This window comes from Commensalibacter sp. M0268 (genome assembly GCF_016101925.1).
Classification (GTDB): Bacteria; Pseudomonadota; Alphaproteobacteria; order Acetobacterales; family Acetobacteraceae; genus Commensalibacter; species Commensalibacter melissae.
In genome coordinates, this window is the sequence record NZ_JACFPQ010000003.1 from 40,962 (window position 1) to 58,338 (window position 17,377).

Annotated in this window: 14 protein-coding genes and 1 pseudogene; 6 read left to right on the plus strand and 9 right to left on the minus strand. The window is 38.8% G+C overall.

The window, feature by feature from the left end; all coding sequences use genetic code 11:
• Nucleotides 1-46 precede the first annotated feature (46 nt).
• The 3 genes from H3R28_RS05690 to H3R28_RS05700 all read left to right on the plus strand — a co-directional run bounded on the left by H3R28_RS05690 (nt 47) and on the right by H3R28_RS05700 (nt 3,294).
• Nucleotides 47-580, plus strand: a complete 534-nt coding sequence (locus tag H3R28_RS05690; protein ID WP_155579894.1) for an ankyrin repeat domain-containing protein — start codon at nt 47-49, stop codon at nt 578-580.
• Nucleotides 581-611: 31 nt separating this feature from the next.
• Nucleotides 612-1,682, plus strand: a complete 1,071-nt coding sequence (gene hisC / locus H3R28_RS05695) for a histidinol-phosphate transaminase (protein ID WP_198210097.1) — start codon at nt 612-614, stop codon at nt 1,680-1,682.
• A gap of 70 nt (nt 1,683-1,752) precedes the next feature.
• On the plus strand, nt 1,753-3,294 hold the full coding sequence (locus H3R28_RS05700; RefSeq protein ID WP_198210098.1) for a carbohydrate porin: 1,542 nt from the start codon (nt 1,753-1,755) through the stop codon (nt 3,292-3,294).
• 66 nt (nt 3,295-3,360) lie between these two features.
• Here the strand turns inward: H3R28_RS05700 and dhaL are convergent, their stop codons facing one another.
• The 5 genes from dhaL to H3R28_RS05725 form a co-directional block, all read right to left on the minus strand.
• On the minus strand, nt 3,361-4,005 hold the full coding sequence (dhaL, locus tag H3R28_RS05705) for a dihydroxyacetone kinase subunit DhaL (RefSeq protein WP_155564803.1): 645 nt from the start codon (nt 4,003-4,005) through the stop codon (nt 3,361-3,363).
• A 5-nt stretch (nt 4,006-4,010) separates the two neighbouring features.
• On the minus strand, nt 4,011-5,009 hold the full coding sequence (locus H3R28_RS05710) for a dihydroxyacetone kinase subunit DhaK (RefSeq protein WP_198210100.1): 999 nt from the start codon (nt 5,007-5,009) through the stop codon (nt 4,011-4,013).
• 35 nt (nt 5,010-5,044) lie between these two features.
• Nucleotides 5,045-5,800, minus strand: coding sequence for an SDR family oxidoreductase (locus tag H3R28_RS05715; RefSeq protein ID WP_232351241.1), 756 nt, complete (start codon nt 5,798-5,800; stop codon nt 5,045-5,047).
• 18 nt (nt 5,801-5,818) lie between these two features.
• A complete protein-coding gene (locus H3R28_RS05720) occupies nt 5,819-7,096 on the minus strand; it encodes an MFS transporter (RefSeq protein WP_347400599.1) in 1,278 nt (425 codons plus the stop codon).
• Between the two features lie 64 nt (nt 7,097-7,160).
• Complete coding sequence (locus H3R28_RS05725) at nt 7,161-8,276, minus strand: alcohol dehydrogenase catalytic domain-containing protein (RefSeq protein WP_155564800.1); 1,116 nt, start codon at nt 8,274-8,276, stop codon at nt 7,161-7,163.
• 209 nt (nt 8,277-8,485) lie between these two features.
• Between H3R28_RS05725 and rpiB the strand changes: the two genes are divergently transcribed.
• On the plus strand, nt 8,486-8,944 hold the full coding sequence (rpiB, locus tag H3R28_RS05730; protein WP_110439275.1) for a ribose 5-phosphate isomerase B: 459 nt from the start codon (nt 8,486-8,488) through the stop codon (nt 8,942-8,944).
• Nucleotides 8,945-9,011: 67 nt separating this feature from the next.
• Here rpiB and H3R28_RS05735 read toward each other — a convergent pair whose 3' ends face one another.
• Both H3R28_RS05735 and H3R28_RS05740 read right to left on the minus strand, forming a co-directional pair.
• Nucleotides 9,012-9,335: a DUF1971 domain-containing protein gene (locus H3R28_RS05735; RefSeq protein WP_155568710.1), complete on the minus strand. Its 324-nt coding sequence runs from the start codon at nt 9,333-9,335 to the stop codon at nt 9,012-9,014.
• 71 nt (nt 9,336-9,406) lie between these two features.
• Nucleotides 9,407-10,459, minus strand: coding sequence for a Gfo/Idh/MocA family protein (locus H3R28_RS05740; protein WP_155579929.1), 1,053 nt, complete (start codon nt 10,457-10,459; stop codon nt 9,407-9,409).
• A 293-nt stretch (nt 10,460-10,752) separates the two neighbouring features.
• Between H3R28_RS05740 and H3R28_RS05745 the strand changes: the two genes are divergently transcribed.
• Together H3R28_RS05745 and H3R28_RS05750 are read left to right on the plus strand one after the other, a co-directional pair.
• Nucleotides 10,753-11,796: an NAD(P)-dependent alcohol dehydrogenase gene (locus H3R28_RS05745; protein ID WP_198210102.1), complete on the plus strand. Its 1,044-nt coding sequence runs from the start codon at nt 10,753-10,755 to the stop codon at nt 11,794-11,796.
• 88 nt (nt 11,797-11,884) lie between these two features.
• Nucleotides 11,885-13,156: an MFS transporter gene (locus tag H3R28_RS05750; protein WP_232351242.1), complete on the plus strand. Its 1,272-nt coding sequence runs from the start codon at nt 11,885-11,887 to the stop codon at nt 13,154-13,156.
• A 106-nt stretch (nt 13,157-13,262) separates the two neighbouring features.
• Here the strand turns inward: H3R28_RS05750 and H3R28_RS08915 are convergent, their stop codons facing one another.
• Nucleotides 13,263-14,810 carry a hypothetical protein gene (locus H3R28_RS08915; RefSeq protein WP_232351243.1) on the minus strand — a complete coding sequence of 516 codons (1,548 nt, stop codon included), beginning with the start codon at nt 14,808-14,810 and terminating at the stop codon, nt 13,263-13,265.
• A gap of 182 nt (nt 14,811-14,992) precedes the next feature.
• A pseudogene (gene pbpC, locus H3R28_RS05765) lies at nt 14,993-17,335 on the minus strand (peptidoglycan glycosyltransferase PbpC).
• Between the last annotated feature and the right edge of the window lie 42 nt (nt 17,336-17,377).

Sequence of the window (17,377 nt, forward strand, 5' to 3'; positions counted from 1 at the left end):
AAAAACCAGATTTTTGTTCATTAACTCTCAATAATATGGCAATACCATGACGGTTTCATCTTCTCTTGATTCTAGTTCTTCCCCCGAATTCACTTCACAGGAAATAGAGACCCTTTATTTCAATTCTGCTAGAGAAGGTTCACTTCCTTTGCTTGAAGAATTCATCGCCGCGGGTATGAATATCAATCATCAGAATGAAAAAGGCTATACTCCTCTCATCTTAACCACTTACAATAATCATCATGATGCAACGGCTTTCCTATTAAAAAGCGGGGCAAATCCTGATCTGCAGGATAAAACAGGTGCAACGGCTTTAATGGGCGTAGCTTTCAAAGATCATGTTGAAATGGCCAATCTTTTAATTAAGGCTGGTGCCTCGGTTGATATTCCCAATAATCTAGGACGCACACCTTTGATGTTTGCAATCCTTTTTAACCGAAACGACATGACTGAAATTTTATTAAAAGCCGGGGCGAACCCTCTGCACGCCGATGGGGAAGGCATTACACCCTTAAAACTTGCAGAACAACAAGGGAATAAACATCTAATATACTTACTTGAAAACTATCAAAACATTTAAATTTCATAATTTTTTAAATAGGTATATCCTTATGCAAAATCGTTATTGGAGTTCTTTTGTCAAAAATTTAGTTCCTTACACGCCTGGGGAACAACCCAAGGTAAATAATCTTATCAAACTTAATACAAATGAAAATGCGTATGATATATCCCCCAGCGTATTAAAAGCCATACAGACAAATACCAACAATTTATTAAAATTGTATCCCGATCCTACATCCCAGGCCCTTTGTAAATCCTTGGCTGATTTGCACCATGTCCAACCAGACCAGGTTTTCGTCGGTAATGGCTCTGATGAGGTACTTGGGTTTGCCTTTCATGCCTTATTAAAACATGAAAAACCTATTCTCTTTCCAGATATAACCTATAGTTTTTACCCTGTTTACTGCAATCTTTTCAATATTGACTATAAAACCATTCCCCTAACCGAAAATTTCAAGATTGACCTTGAACAATATGATGCAGAGGATGCTTGCGGGATCGTCATTGCCAACCCCAACGCTCCAACTGGCTTGCTGATTGACCAGGAGACAATCCGGCATTACCTTGAAACACACCCTGAACAAATTGTTATTATCGATGAAGCCTATATAGATTTTGGTGGAAAATCGGTTATTCCCCTTATCAATCAATTTCAAAATCTTCTTGTTGTTCGAACTTTCTCGAAATTTCACGCCTTTGCAGGATTACGGGTTGGTTATGCAATTGGAAACACACAATTAATTGAGGGTATTAGACGTGTAAAGGACAGTTTTAATTCATATCCCTTAGATCGATTGGCACAAATTGGTGCGATTGCATCAATAAAAGACATTCAATGGTCTGTTAATAATGCCCGACAGATTATCAAAAACAGAGATTACCTGATCAACGCCCTTTCTGAATTAGGATTCACAACTCTCGATTCAAAATCAAATTTTGTTTTTACATCTCATCCCGAGATATCTGGTGAAAAACTTGCAATTCAGTTAAGAAAAAATAAGATTTTGGTAAGACATTTTAATCTCCCACGAATTCAAAACTGGCTTAGGATAACAATTGGCACAGAAAAAGAATGTCAAATCCTGATACAGGTCATAAGCACAATAATATCAACTAATTGACAATACAAAATAAATAAGATTAACTTAAAATTTATATTAGTAACAATTATTTGAAATGAGGTGTGTTATAATGTCTCATCCCTATTCCCAGCTTTTTTTTTCAAAAAAAAATGATTTATCCAAAATTGTTTTAATTAATTTTGTTATATATCAAGCGCTGATTAATCAACATTCTGCATATGCGGTTGGAAATTCCCCTATTGTTAATCAGGGCGCATCTCCATCAACAAATATTAGCGGTGCAACCCCGGTAAAAAAATCCCCTCCACCAGCCACAATCCTTGATAAGGATACAGGTCAGGCACCCGAAAACAACGATATGTTATTGGGAAATATTTTGGGATTACGTTCCCTTATGGCACAATATGGTCTGACCCTCACCCTGGTGGATGTCAATGAGGTATGGGGAAATCCTTATGGGGGGATCAAGCAGGGTGCTGCCTATACAGGTTTGACCACAGTTACCTTGAACTGGGATCCCGAGAAAGTGACAGGAATTAAGAATGGTCTTTTTAACATTAGCGCCCTGCAACTTCGAGGACGGGCTTTTACGGCAGAAAATATAGGAGCCTATAACTCTACCAGTGGTTGGGAAGGCGATCGCTCGACACGCCTATGGGAACTATGGTATCAACAGGGGTTTTTCGATAATAAAATGACCATTCGCATCGGGAAATTAAGTTTGGACCAGGAGTTTAACATCAGCGATTATGCAACGCTATTCATTAACTCCTCTTTTGGATGGCCCATGATTCCATCAGTCAATACCTATAGTGGAGGAATTGACTATCCCGTTGCCTCTCCTGCAATCCGTTTCAGTTTTCAACCCAATGATCACTGGACGGACCTTTTTGCAGTTGCGGACAGTAATCCCAACAATGTTTCTTTTTGCAATCCATCCGGACCATTTACCTGTGATCCGTATTCCAAGCATCAATCAGGAACACATTTCAATTTTACTACCGGGGTATTCATAACCAATGAAATTCAATATCATCTGAATCCTGGCAATGAAGATGATGAAAAATATACAGCTTATCCTGGAACTTATCGGTTGGGAGCCTATTTTGATAGTTCAAAATTCCCGGATCAACGTTATAACAGGGATGGGGATCCATTAGGAAATCCGGACAACCCCCAAACAATGCTCAACCATCGCCATACCTGGTCAGTTTATGGAATTATGGATCAAATGATATGGAGAAACCCGGGAAACAAAAAAGAATCTCTTGGCATATTTGGAAGAATGCAAGTCAGCCCAACTGACCGCAGCCCCATCAATTATGCAGGAGATGCAGGGATTGTCTATAAGGGACTTCTCAATCGGGAACATGATTCCCTGGGTTTTGGCTGGGGATTTGCCCATACTGGCAACCGTGCCAGACATTATGACCGTGATTACCGCAATTTTGCGGATCCATACTGGTGTGTTCGAAAAACAGAACATCATATCGAGCTCGCCTGGCAAATACAGGCCATATCATGGCTAGAGCTAAAACCTGATTTTCAATATGTCTTCCGTTCCGGTGGAGGATTGAATCTTGAGGAAAATAGTAAAAAGAAAATTCCAAATGCCGCCATTTTTGGATTGAGATCTACGGTCAATTTTTAAAAAAAGGTTATATACATTATCGATAAATCGATAATGTATATAACTTGTATTTTATTTTTTTAAAATTTAGGAAATTCTTTTCGAAATACTGTCCGCAAGTTGCGTTAACAGCAAGCAGCAAGAAGTTGCACCAGCATCCAAAATGCCTTTTGAACGTTCACCCAAACGACTGGCACGACCTATTTTAGCAACAAGATTGCGGGTGGATTCCTTACCATCATGTGCTGCCTGTTTCATAATAATCAAAGCTTCATGAAATGTTTTTCCGGATTCATTCGCTTTTTTGAATCCTTCAATTGCAGGCATTAAAGTATCAACCAAACATTTATCACCCTGTTTGGCAGAACTAATTTCCTGTAATTCATGCAACCCTTTTGAAAGCATTTCCTTGAATTCATTTGAATTCAAGGTATTTTTACCTTGAATTGCCTCAGCCCATCCAGCAAAAATACTGCCATATAAAGGCCCCATTGAACCACCAATCCCCTCCATCAGGGAATCACTTAATATTTCAAAGGCTTCTGACAATGAAAGATTTTTCCCATCAATACGATGTTTGCAAATGTTAAATCCCTTTGCCATATTGATCCCATGATCACCATCACCGATCGCACCGTCAATCTCACTTAAATAATCACGGTTATTCACGATACAGCTGATTAGATCATCAACAATCTCGGTACCATTTTCAATCTTAGCCACTTCTGTCATGCCATTTACTCCTGTACCAAACCCAAAGAACGTGCAGGAACATCAATCAGTTTTTTTAATTCCGCATCTAATTTCATAACGGAAAGCGTCACACCCATCATTTCAAGAGAAGTAAAATAATTTCCTACATAACAGCGATGGATCTTGACATTTTTAGCCTTCAAAAGACGTTCAACCTCTGCATAATAGATATAAAGCTCCATAACAGGTGTTGCTCCAAGGCCGGAAACCAGCACGACCACTTCAGATCCGGGTTCAAAAAGACCTTCCTCCATGATTGGATGAAGCATGGTTTCCGCCATCTCTTTTGCCGTTTCTATAGGAACAACCTTGATTCCAGGTTCACCATGATGGCCAATACCCAATTCCATTGTTCCTTTTTCAATATGGAAATTTGGTTTTCCAACTGCAGGAATAGTACAAGAACTCAAGCCAACCCCAATTGAACGACAGTTATTTATTGCTTTTTGGGCAGCGGCAATAACACCATCAAGATCATATCCTTCGGCAGCGGCAGCCCCACCAATTTTCCACATAAGGATTTCACCCGCAACACCGCGGCGTTTCTCTATTTCACTGGCTGATGCGGAAGCGACATCATCATTGGCAACAACTGTTTTGACTGTAATACCAGCGGCTGTGGCCTTCTTTATTGCCATCTTGACATTCATATTATCGCCAGCATAATTGCCATATAAACAAGCAACACCAGCACCTGAATCTGCGGCTTTCATCGCATCCAAAAATGCACCAGCAGTGGGAGAAGAAAAAATTTCCCCAATTGCAACCGCATCAACCATATTTTTACCCACATATCCCAGAAAGGCTGGTTCATGACCGGAACCGCCACCTGTAATAATGCCAACTTTACCTTTTTTTTCTGAACCTGAATATTTTAGAACTCTAGAATTATCCGTTTTTTCAAAAAATTCTGGATGGGCGACGACATATCCCTCGATTGCATCTTCAACGACTAAATCTGGATCATTAATAATTCTGTTCATTGTCATTATTTATTCTCATTATTTTTTATTTCTTTTTATTGAATGGTAAATCCACCATCAATGACTAAATTAGCACCATTCACAATAGATGCTTCAGAGCTGGCAAGATAAACAGCTGCAGCGGCAATCTGTTCGGGTTCAGCAAAACGGCGCATGGGAATTTGCGCCTTCATATCCTCACCAACTTTACCTGCCCATGCTTTTTTCCCAAGTTCCGTCAAAACAACGGTTGGAGAAATCGCATTAACATTGATCCCATGAGGTCCCCATTCCAATGCCAATACATGTGTCAATCCAATAACACCTGCCTTGCTGGCACAATAAGCAGCATGTTTTTGCAAGGCGATAACCCCCGCCTGTGAAGCCATATTAATAATGGATCCACTCTTTTGTTTTAACATCACGTTTCCCACTGCCTGGGCAACCCAATAGGTACCAGTTAAATTGATATTAATAGTCGCATTCCACATTTCTTCACTGAGCGTTTCAGCTGCATCAAGCAAAGCAACACCCGCACAATTTACAGCAATATCTATACGACCAAAATAATCAACAACTTTTTTTACTGCCTGATCAACCTGTTTTTTATTCGTTACGTCAACCTGGATACCAATAGCATTATCTGGACCTAGATTTTTTGCGACTTGGTCAATGCTATCAAGTCGGTCCAACAACGCTACCTTTACACCTTTTTGTAAAAAAGTCCGAACAATCTCGTTTCCAATACCGGCAGCCCCCCCGGTAACAAGTGCAGTTTTACCTGATAAATCAAACATTTGATTTGTTGACATAAATCTCTCCTTAATAGGCTATAATGTTTCTTCTATTGCCACACCGACTTCTTGATCGATTGTTTCATTTTTATATTGTTGAACCTTGACAAAAATCATTAATGCTGCAGCAACAAAATAGAGCCCGATATAAATATACATCACCCCGAAATTACCAATGATCCCTTGAAAAAGCATGACAATTGCATAACCAAAAAAGTAACTCATTCCCGCACCAAAATTAAGAATTGACATGGCCGCACCCTTATTTTCAGGGGCAAGATTTGGCATAATGGCTGATAAAGGGACAAATGCTGCAAGTAATGCACCATATACAGCGGCGCATATTTTTATGGTAAAAAGATCCGCATGAATAGAAATGCAATAGGTATATGCAATAACGCTCAATGCACAGCCTATACAGCCAAACCACATAACAACATTACGCCATCCCAATTTGTCACTTGCGGCCCCAAAGATAAGATTGAATACAACATTACCCATCCATAAATACACGGCAACCTCAAGCCACGCATTTTCAGCATATCCCATACCGAATAAAAAAGTTGGCATAAAAACTGAAAAACCGTAAGCGGCACTTGTATTAATCATCCGGACAAGACCACCAATCCCCACTTTTGGTTTTTCATAAACAATCGTCAAACCTTTTAACAAATGTTTTAATGAATGGGTTTCATCATCTTCTGGATAATTATTTTGGGCAGATTTTTTTCCACTTAGACTCAATGCAATAACAGCACCTACAGCAACAAAAATCAATGCTGTCCACAATAAATGCAGATTTTCCATATGGAAATAATAAAGCATAATATTTGAATAGCCAGTTCCCAGAACGGAAATCCCTCCTGCATAAACAAGCCAGAACATACCGACAGCCCCTCCCAAGCGCTCACGGGGAGCCTCATAAGCGACGGAAACTAAAAAACCATAAGCGAACAGAGGATAAGCAAGTCCCCGCACTGCATAGGTAGGTAATATGACGCTAAAATTATAAGTTGGAATACCAAAAACCAAAAAAAGAAATGACCCTACAAAAAAAAGGACAAGTCCAATGGTCATCACTTTCCGAACCCCGAAAATCTCTGCCAAAACACCTGAAAGCCATGATGAAATGGCAACCATCAATCCATAAACCGTGAAAATGGTAGAAGCCTGATGTGCAGTTAGACCATGCTGTTGTAAAAAGGGAGACAACCAGTTCTGTTCCAGCCCTTCACCAGCCATGAAAATTAATACTCCAAAATAACCCAACATCAATTTTGGAGAAATGAAAAGTCTCTCTATGACTTTGTTCACGCGCAGGCCTCCCTCTTAGTAAATAAATTACTTTCAAATAATTAGATGGCTAAAATTCAATAAATTATAAATTTGGATCGAGTACGACCTTTAAAGAACCCACTCCTTTTTTCATTATGTCAAAAGCTTCCTTAAAATCTTTTAATGGGAAAACATGCGTTACAACGCCCTCCGTTGGAAAATCACCATTTTGTATTCCCTTGATCACCATGGGATAGCAATAAGGACCCAAATGAGATCCCAAGACATCCAACTCCTTACGATCGCTAATGATACTCCAGTCAACCGATACGGGGTCTTTGAATACAGAAAATTCAACAAAACGACCAAGCTTGCGAATCATTGACAGACCCTGCTCCACTGATTTGCCTGCACCCGTAGCTTCAATATAAATATCGCAACCATATCCTTCGGTCATATCCTTGATTTTCTTGACAACATCTTCACGGGCTGGATTCATCACGATATCAGCACCGAATTTCTTAGCCAATGCTAAACGATCATCATTCAAATCAAGAACAACCAGTTTGTCGGGACCGGATTTTTTCAATGCACCAATCATACCTAAACCCAGAGTGCCCGCACCAGATAGCACCACAAAATCTCCCAACTTAACGCTTGCACGTTGCACGGCATGTAATGAACAGGCATATGGCTCAACCAGAACAGCCTGTTTCATGGGAAGATCATCTGGCAAATGATAGTTGATCGCTTCTTTAGGCAATTTTATATATTCTGCCATGCCGCCATTAACGTTGTTTTGAAAACCGTAAAGATCGTGTTTTTCACACATCCAGTATTCACCACGTTTACAGAAACGGCATTCCCAACAAGGAACAATTTGTTCGGAAATAATACGGTCATTCAGTTTGAAATCTTTGATTTTATCGCCATAGGCAACAACATGCCCAATAAATTCATGACCGGGTATCATAGGAGCCTTAATATAGGCAGGCTGTTTTTCATCCCCCCAAAAACTTGGCGCCCCATCAAATGCTTTGGTATCCCCAGCGCAAATTCCACATGCCTCTACTTTAACAAGAATTTCTTCAGACCCAATTTGTGGTACAGGAACCTCTTCCAAACGGTAATCATGTGGCGCATAAGCAACAATTGCTTTCATTGTCTTGGGAATATTATCTATTTTCGTAATAGAAGATTTACCGTTTTTTTCCATCATTTTTCTCTGCTCATCTGTAATGTTTACTATGATGATCAGCCAGAATATATTCAAAAACAAATAAACTTCTTGTGATCTTTTAATCTAAATTACTTGTATATTTATTGGTGAAAAACTTTATAAAATACATGCCATGAATGGGAATCTTTAAAAATATTTTAATACACCAATACAATGAAATATTTTGAGAAATTTTAAGGAATATAAAAATGCCTTCTATTGCTATCGGCTGCGATGATGCTGCTGTTGACTTAAAAAATAAAATCGTAGACTGGCTTCAATCCAACAATATTGAAGTGACAGACTACAGTAGCGATTCCAATCGCGATTCAAATCTGTATCCGGATATTGCCTGGTCTGTAGGACAGGCAATCAAGTCCGGCAAACATGAAAGAGGGATTTTGATTTGTGGCACTGGAATAGGAATGGCAATTGTTGCAAATAAGATACCCGGCATTCGTGCGGCTCAATGCCATGATACCTATTCCGCCGAACGGGCCAGAAAAAGCAATAATGCACAAATCATCACATTGGGTGCCCGTGTTATCGGTGAAGAACTGGCAAAAACAATCCTTCAGGCCTGGCTTGATTCTGAATATGAAAAAGGTAGATCAGAGCCTAAGGTAAAAAGAATTGCGTATTACGAAGATAAAGCAATTTCCGAGTAATCCTACATAATTCCATAGACTATTAATTGGTATCGATTAATAGTCTATGGAACAGGAGATACCCGTATCAATCATTTGACGAAACTGTATAAAAAGATAACTGACAGGTCATATCCTCACTGCAGGAAGCGATTTTATGATATTGGCGTGGCTTTATCATTTCAGGTTGATGCACAACTGAATATTCAGTTTCTTTCTCAATTTCTTTTTTATCATTCAAAAATTCCATTACCAAAGATCCTGATAATATCTTTAATTTTGCCCAGACACCCTCTTTTGTATTATGGCATTCCTTGAAAGATTTTGGTAAAGTTTTTACATTCCATATTGGCAAAGTTTTATAGCAAACCAATTTACCATCCTCATAATTTTGTTTTACAGCATTCATCATTTCCTCATTATCTATTAAAAATAATCATGATTTAGATTCTATACTTAAATATATTCCAATTTTTTATAAATTTACTCAATTTTATTATCAGACCTATAAAAATCGGGGCATTTCAAGACGGGTATTGCAATTTCCTGACCTTTTTTCTGAGATTCAATACAGAATTCGGCCACATAAGTCGCCATATATCCCCGCCATGCGTCCGGACCCTGTAATTTTCCAACCAGACATTCATTAATGAATTCCTGTATTTCAATATTATAGGCTTCCAAAAACCAATCCTGCCAATTTGCCAAAATTTGATCATACCGTTTTTCATGCTGGCATATTGAAACAGCAGCAGGAGCGGGTAAGCTGGCCACACCTTCTTCACCCACAATTTCACATTTGATATCGTAACCATATTGACAGTTTACAAATAATTCCACATTAATTCTGATTCCTGATTGGGTTTCCAAAAGTGCAAACTGAGGATCCTGCAAGCCTTTTGGCGCTTTTGATGTTTTACGGATTGGAATCATACTTACGGTAACAAATTCATCGTTCAACAACCAACGAAATATATCCAGTTCATGAATTAAGGTATCCGTTATAACCATTTCAGATGTAAAATTCTCTGGACACTCCTGATTCCTATGTGCCGCATGTATCATCAGGATCTGGCCTAATTTTTTATCTTGAATGATTTTTTTCAGTTCTTGATATCGCCGATCATAAGAGCGCATAAATCCAACCTGAACTAAACGTTTTCCATATGTTTGCTCAGTCTCGATGATCGCTTGACATTCCTCGATTGTCGTTGCCAGCGGCTTTTCACAAAAAATGAATTTTTTTGCCTCAATGCCAGACAATATATATTCCGCATGGGTTTTACCTGAAGAGGCAATGATAATTGCATCCACCTCTTTCGCTTGAATCAAATCGTTCCCTGATTCATATGCTTTAGCATCCAATCCATATGTGGAAATGGCATTCTGTGCAGATTTTTTATCAATGTCACTGACAGCAACAACCTCGACTCCTGATAAAAAGTTCGTACATCGTTTGATATGATCCTGACCAATAGCTCCAGTACCAATGATTCCAATCTTTAACGTTTTGTTACCTGATATTTGTTTAATCATTATCGAACTCTTTTCTTGGATTTTTTTATTTAAACAAAATGACAAAAAAATAAATAAAATATTTCTGTCATTATCCAATTAAATGTAATAGTTATATAAACTACTGAACTGTAATAACAATAAAACTATTTATAATTACGAACAAATATTTTTTTTATTAAAAATTGCTATTTCAATCTTTTATAAATAGAATGAAATTACTTTGAAATAACACATTTGTTATTTTTCATACTTACGGAATATTGGTAACATAATTGTGTATTTTATATGTTTATTCCAGTAAGGAACATTTCATGGCTCAAGCTCTTGTACTTGAAGAAAAAGGCAAATTAAGTATCCGTAACATTGATTTACCCTCTACAGTAGGGGATAATGACGTTAAAATAAAAATACGTAATGTTGGTATTTGTGGAAGTGATGTACATTACTACACACATGGAAAAATTGGCCCTTTTATCGTAAATCAACCAATGGTGCTCGGGCACGAGGCTTCCGGTATTGTTATTGAGACAGGCAAAAATGTTGAAAATTTAAAGATTGGGGATCGTGTATGTATGGAGCCCGGCATACCCAATCCACACTCACGCGCAACAAAACTCGGTATTTACAATGTTGATCCTGATGTCGTGTTCTGGGCAACCCCACCCGTTCATGGATGCTTAACGGAAACGGTGGTACATCCCGCCGCTTTTACATTTAAACTGCCCGACAACGTATCTTTCGAGGAAGGTGCCTTTGTTGAACCTCTTGCCATTGGCGTTCAGGCTGCCGTAAAAGCCCGATTAAAACCTGGCGATATCTGTTTAGTGACAGGATGTGGTCCAATTGGCATTCTGACCGCACTTGCCGCACTTGCCTCTGGCGCAAGCAAGGTTTTCATCTCTGATCTTGCTCAACCCAAACTGGATATTGCCAAACAATATCATGGCATTATCCCAATTAATTTGAAAAATGAATCCGTAGAGGAAAGAGTCAAGGCGGAATGCGGTAAAGACTGGGGGGCAGATGTCGTTTTTGAGGCTTCAGGACATCCCTCCGCTTATGACACCGTATTGGCCTGTGTCCGCCCTGGTGGAACCATAGTATTTGTAGGGATGCCCGTTGACAAGATCCCCTTTGATCTTGTTACTGCACAAGCAAAGGAAATACATATGGAAACAATCTTTCGATATGCACATGTTTATGACCGGACCATTAATCTGATTGCTTCTGGAAAGATTGATATCAAGCCATTAATTTCTGGAGTTTATCCATTCTCAAAAAGTATCGAGGCTTTTGAACGGGCCGCATCAGCACAACCTACTGATGTAAAATTGCAAATTGAAATGCCCGAATAAGATTCTTCTGAATTTTATTCCGATACAAAGCCCGAAATCAATTCAATTCGGGCTTTTTTTATAAACTTATCATGCTCAAAGATTACTTATGAATAATATCCAAACAAAATCACGTATGATGATGGGAATGCCAGTCTCTCTGTTTTGGGGGTATATTGCCATTGCCCTTTTCATGATTGGCGACGGTCTTGAACTGAATTTCCTTTCCAAATACATTGTTACACTGGGATTCGCAGAAAAAAAAGTCAGCCTTATTTTTGCTGCTTATGGGTTAACCGCTGCAATTTCAAGCTGGCTTTCTGGCGTTCTAGCTGAAACATTTGGTGCAAAAAAAATCATGATGATTGGTGCCATTACATGGATTGTTTTTCACGCAGCCTTTATGCTTTTCGGAGTTATACCTCATAACTATTACATGATGTTGCTATTCTATGGTCTACGCGGTTTTGCTTATCCCTTATTCTTTTATGCATTTTTCTATTGGGTTGTAAAAGAAACCCCTGATAGCCAGCTTGCCTCGGCGGTGGGGTGGATCTGGTCCATGTTCACCATAGGGTTTGGCATTCTCGGAAATTTGTTACCGATTTATTCTGTCCGTTACTTTGGCGAGATCAACACTTTATGGCAATCCATAGGCTGGGCAACTGCAGGTGGTGCAATCGCCTTTTTCCTTCTCAAGGCGCCCGTTATAGAAAAGAAAAATCATCAGATTCATTCATTCGAACACAAATTTAAAGGTATTATCCAAGATCTCTCACTCGTTTTTTATAATCGTGATCTGGCAATTGCACTCATAACCCGTGCGATCTGTAACTTTTCCCTTTTTGGTATTCTTGCGGTCGTAATGCCTATTTTCTACACGTCTGAACATGGTGGACATTTTACGGATGAACAATGGAAAATTATCAGCCTTAGTATATATCCAATCCAACCTTTAACCAATGTTCTATGGGGCATTATCGGCGATCGTATCGGTTGGTTAAAGCAAATGCGATGGGCGGGATTTATAGGATGTGGAACGGCAACCATCCTGCTTTATTTTATTCCGGTCTGGTTTCCCGGAAATATATGGGCTAGCATATGCGGAATCCTGTTTTTTGCCCTGACCATTACAGCCTTTGTTCCAATGGGAGCCATTTTTCCAATGTTAACACCTGAACATAAAGGGGCAGCCGTATCCATCCAAAATCTTGGTGGTGGTCTAAGCAATTTTGGCGGACCCGCTTTGGTTTCTCTCATTCTTTTTACAGGATTGGGACATTTTAGCGTCTTCATAATTTTTGGTTTCTTATATTATTGTGCGGCAATCATGACCTATTTTATCCGCCTCAAACAACCCGGTGTTGATAAACCTTTTTAATTACAATTAACGTAACAACAATCAGCAATCACCCGGACGCTATATAACAATATAACAATATAACCATATTAGGTTAATACCCCTAATATGGTTAAACAATACACGACTAATTTATTTTACCTCTTTCCCTATAACGATCATTACGAACATAAATGTAAGAATCCATTGCAATATGGGTATAATCATTTTTCAAAACTATCAATACGCAACTCAAGAACTGATCTGGCATATATTTGCCCCATATTATTGATGGATCATAATAAATAAGTGGTGGCTTATTTTTAGGCAAATCTTTACAAAGGTCCCGTTCATAATGGTGCCAAGGATGTGAAGCGTAGTCTGTCTCCCATGGTAAATAAGCGTGATATTTTTTTATGGGCAAACGGTTAGCCAAAATATAAATATCTGGATTATAAGGTATAGATAATATTCTTTCGTTTTTATCAACGTAAAACCAAATTGCTTTCGTGTCTTTATTATATCCTTCACGAAAGGCATGCCATTGATAGGCATTACGTTGTTGCTTGTCTAAAATATTGGGAGAGGATACTGCATATTGATCAATGATAAAAAAGATGCAAAAAGTTGAAATGACAGAGAAAAACAGGGAAATATCCGGCTTGACTTCCGTTGATTTTACAAAAGCAACGATTATTAAGGTTACAGAAGCAATAAGGAAAGCACCATTTTGAAACAGGATACTTCCTCTAGCCTGCAAACCCAGAATCCCGCACAATACAAGACATGCACTTATTTTATATTTTCCTTTTGTAACCAGGATAATCCCCCCAGAACAAAACGAAAATAAAGCAAATGTTTCAACAATATGATTAGAGGAAAAAGATGGAATCAAACTTAGAAAAAAATTACTTAAATTGAAGGGAATGTATCGTGCATAATTCATTTGGTTGGTGATGAAATGAAAGGCAACCATTCCACCTATATCCCCATATATACCTAACCAGACAAGCATCATAATGATAGATGTCAAACACCCCGACAAACTTGTCGCGAATATCGAAACATATTTTCTATGATCTATACAAATTCCATTGATAACAACAAGAAATAAAATAAAGGCGGTTATTGCAAAAGGATAGGCAATAAAAGGCAAAAACGTAATAAAAAATCCTCCTGTAAAGGCCTGTATCCGTGACGGCTTTATGTCATAAATCATGGGAATAACAAGAGTGACCAAACCAATAGCTGCAAAACACCCACCTAATGTCCAATAATTATCAAGATATAAACCCTGTATAAGCCAGACACTTGAAATGAAACCAAACCACAAAGCGGTTACAAGATAACGTTGCCAAAAATAATGAAAAATTGGAGAAAAAAATAAACACAGGGCAGCTAGCATTGCGCTAAACGAAGAAATAAGTCTCAACAGCCATACTTCTGAGAAACCAACAATTAATCCCATCATCCATGTCAGCATATAAATTACGGGACCATGATAATCTATATAGTCCCTGTAAAGTTTGTCGCCTCTATGAATGGCTTGTGCACCTACAAAATGACCTGATTCGTCTGTAAATCTTAAAAAACCTAAACCTTTTATATTTTCATATAAAAATAATGCAAAACACAAAATTAAAAACAGGAATGAAATAATGGATGCCTTGTTTTTTTTAAAATGATTCGGATACATATCCAATAATTCTCTTTGAAATTATTACCTGTGTATAACAATTGTTTTCCACGATTATATAAAAAGATACAAAATATTTTCTTGAATGAAGATGGTCTATACCAAGGCCATAAATATGATTTCAAATCGTCAATGAATCCATTTATTTTTTACCTGATAGTATATCCTATGAATTCATGCCTTTAATTCAACGTAAATTCAGCAAGAGCCGTTTTTCCCATTTCATCCATTACCGTCAATTGTTGCTTTCCATGATTATGAAAAACATGATCAAAACTTTGATTTCCATCAGTTTCCTGAATAAGATAACCATTTAGGAACCACCATTTTTTCTTTGTCCCCCCAAGAGCAGATAATTTTAAAGTTAACGAATGCATATTACTGGGAGGCAACTGTAAATGGTCTCCGTTTTTTACACCTATAATGGACAAGGAAGAAGATTCCATCAAAGATAAGGAGGGACAGGATAAATCCTGTGTGGGCAGACGATTGTGACGCTGTTCTGTAAGGGGCAACCAAGGTTCAAGTGCAATTGGCCACAGATCAATTTTTTTGTCAATGGCTCCTGGACAATCAGACGATACTTGAAATCCTCGTTTATTGATCCATACCGTTTGGCTGATACCCGTTCCTAACGGTTGATCGGCCATTTCCAAAGTGGGTGGAACTATATGGTTTATAATCCATGCGGTCCTTTTTTGTCGGCAATTTTGATCCCTATCCGGCAATATCTGTCCAGATGGCCAACATATCTGTGCCACGCTTACTGTTGCCGGCTCATGATCTTTAATACTATATGAAAACGTCTGTGAAGCTTGGTTTCTGACCATATCATATACTTGAAATAATAAGGGGGTTGCGGAAGCTATTCCATATTGGCCTGCCACAGGTGTGCCATCAGGTCTTCCAATCCAGACCCCCATTATATGATGTCTGCCAACGCCAACAGCCCAAGCATCCCTATATCCGTAACTTGTCCCTGTTTTCCATGCCAAATGATCCTGCTGAAAAATCTGCCGATCAAAATTACTATCCAATGGACTTTCCCCTTCCAGAATTTTCCGAATAACCCAGGCTGAACCTTTAGACAATAATGGCCGTTCACTCATGGATCCATTATTCTTGAAACGTAACATTGCAACCTTCCCCTTTCTTGCGAACGCGCTATATGCTGTAACAACATTTTCCAAAGACGTGCCAATCCCGCCAAGAATAATTGCCAAATTTGGTTCAACCATTTGAGGCAGTTTTAATCCAATGCCGGCACCTGTTAATTTGCCGTAAAATTTTCTGGCTCCATAAACTTCCAACACTTGTACGGCTGGTAAATTAAGTGATCTTCGCAATGCCTGGCTTACTGAAACGGGTCCAACAAATGAAGAAGAAAAATCCTCTGGCCTATAATGACCAGATTGTCTTGGTACATCCTGCAATAAGGATTCAGAATGGATAAGCCCTTCATCCATGGCCAACCCATAAAGAAAAGGCTTTAATATTGAACCGGGTGAACGGATAGCGGTTACCATATCCACATAACCAAAACGCTGTTTATCCTGTAAATCTACAGAGCCGAGATAGGCTTTAACCTGCATTGTCGCTGAATCCACCACCAAAATGGCAGCGGAATTATGAGGCGGTAAACGGTTTTTCCAATTTTCAAGAAGTTCCTCCAAATGACGTTGCATATCTATATTGATAGTGCTATGGATGACTGCATCTTTGTTCTGAAGTGATAATCGTCTCGCCAATAAGGGAGCCAATTGTGGTATCTGACGTTCACTTAATAAAACATTTTCCCCTTTAATTTCCTCAATATCCCTCTTTGACCATACCTTGAATTGAGCTAGCCGCTCCAGAACTTTGTCACGGGCCTTCTTGGCACGCTCAGGATAACGATCTGGTCGTAAACGGCTGGGCGCTTGTGGTAGAACAGCCAGCAAGGCTGCCTCTCCTTTGGTAAGTTGATCCGGTGGTTTACCAAGATATGTCCAACTTGCCGCCGCAATACCCTCTACCATTCCCCCATAAGATACATGATTTAGATAAATGGTTAGAATCTATTCTTTATTCAAATGCCATTCAAGTTGCAACGCCCGGAAAATCTGCCCAATTTTTCCCAAATAAGTATGGGGACAGGGATCAATAATACGAGCAACCTGCATTGAGAGCGTACTACCACCCGATACGATATGATGATGATAAATATCTTGTCCAAAAGCCCTGCCCAAAGCGACAGGATTAATGCCGGGATGATGATAAAACCACCGATCTTCATAGGCTAACAAAGCTTGAATATAATATGGAGAAACCTGTTGGATGGTAACAGGATAACGCCAGACCCCTTTTTGATTGGTAAAACGCCATAAGGGCGTTCCATCCTCTGCCAAAACGACACGAGAAGAACTGATATTTGGTAAAGGAAGAGGGTTGGTTTTATCCGCTATAAATAACCCAATGCAAATAAATAAACAGAATATTACCCCTTTTCGGTAAATCTGACCTATCACACGCACTATACACACCATTTATTTCTAATAAAAAAGGCGTACACCATCATATATTGATGC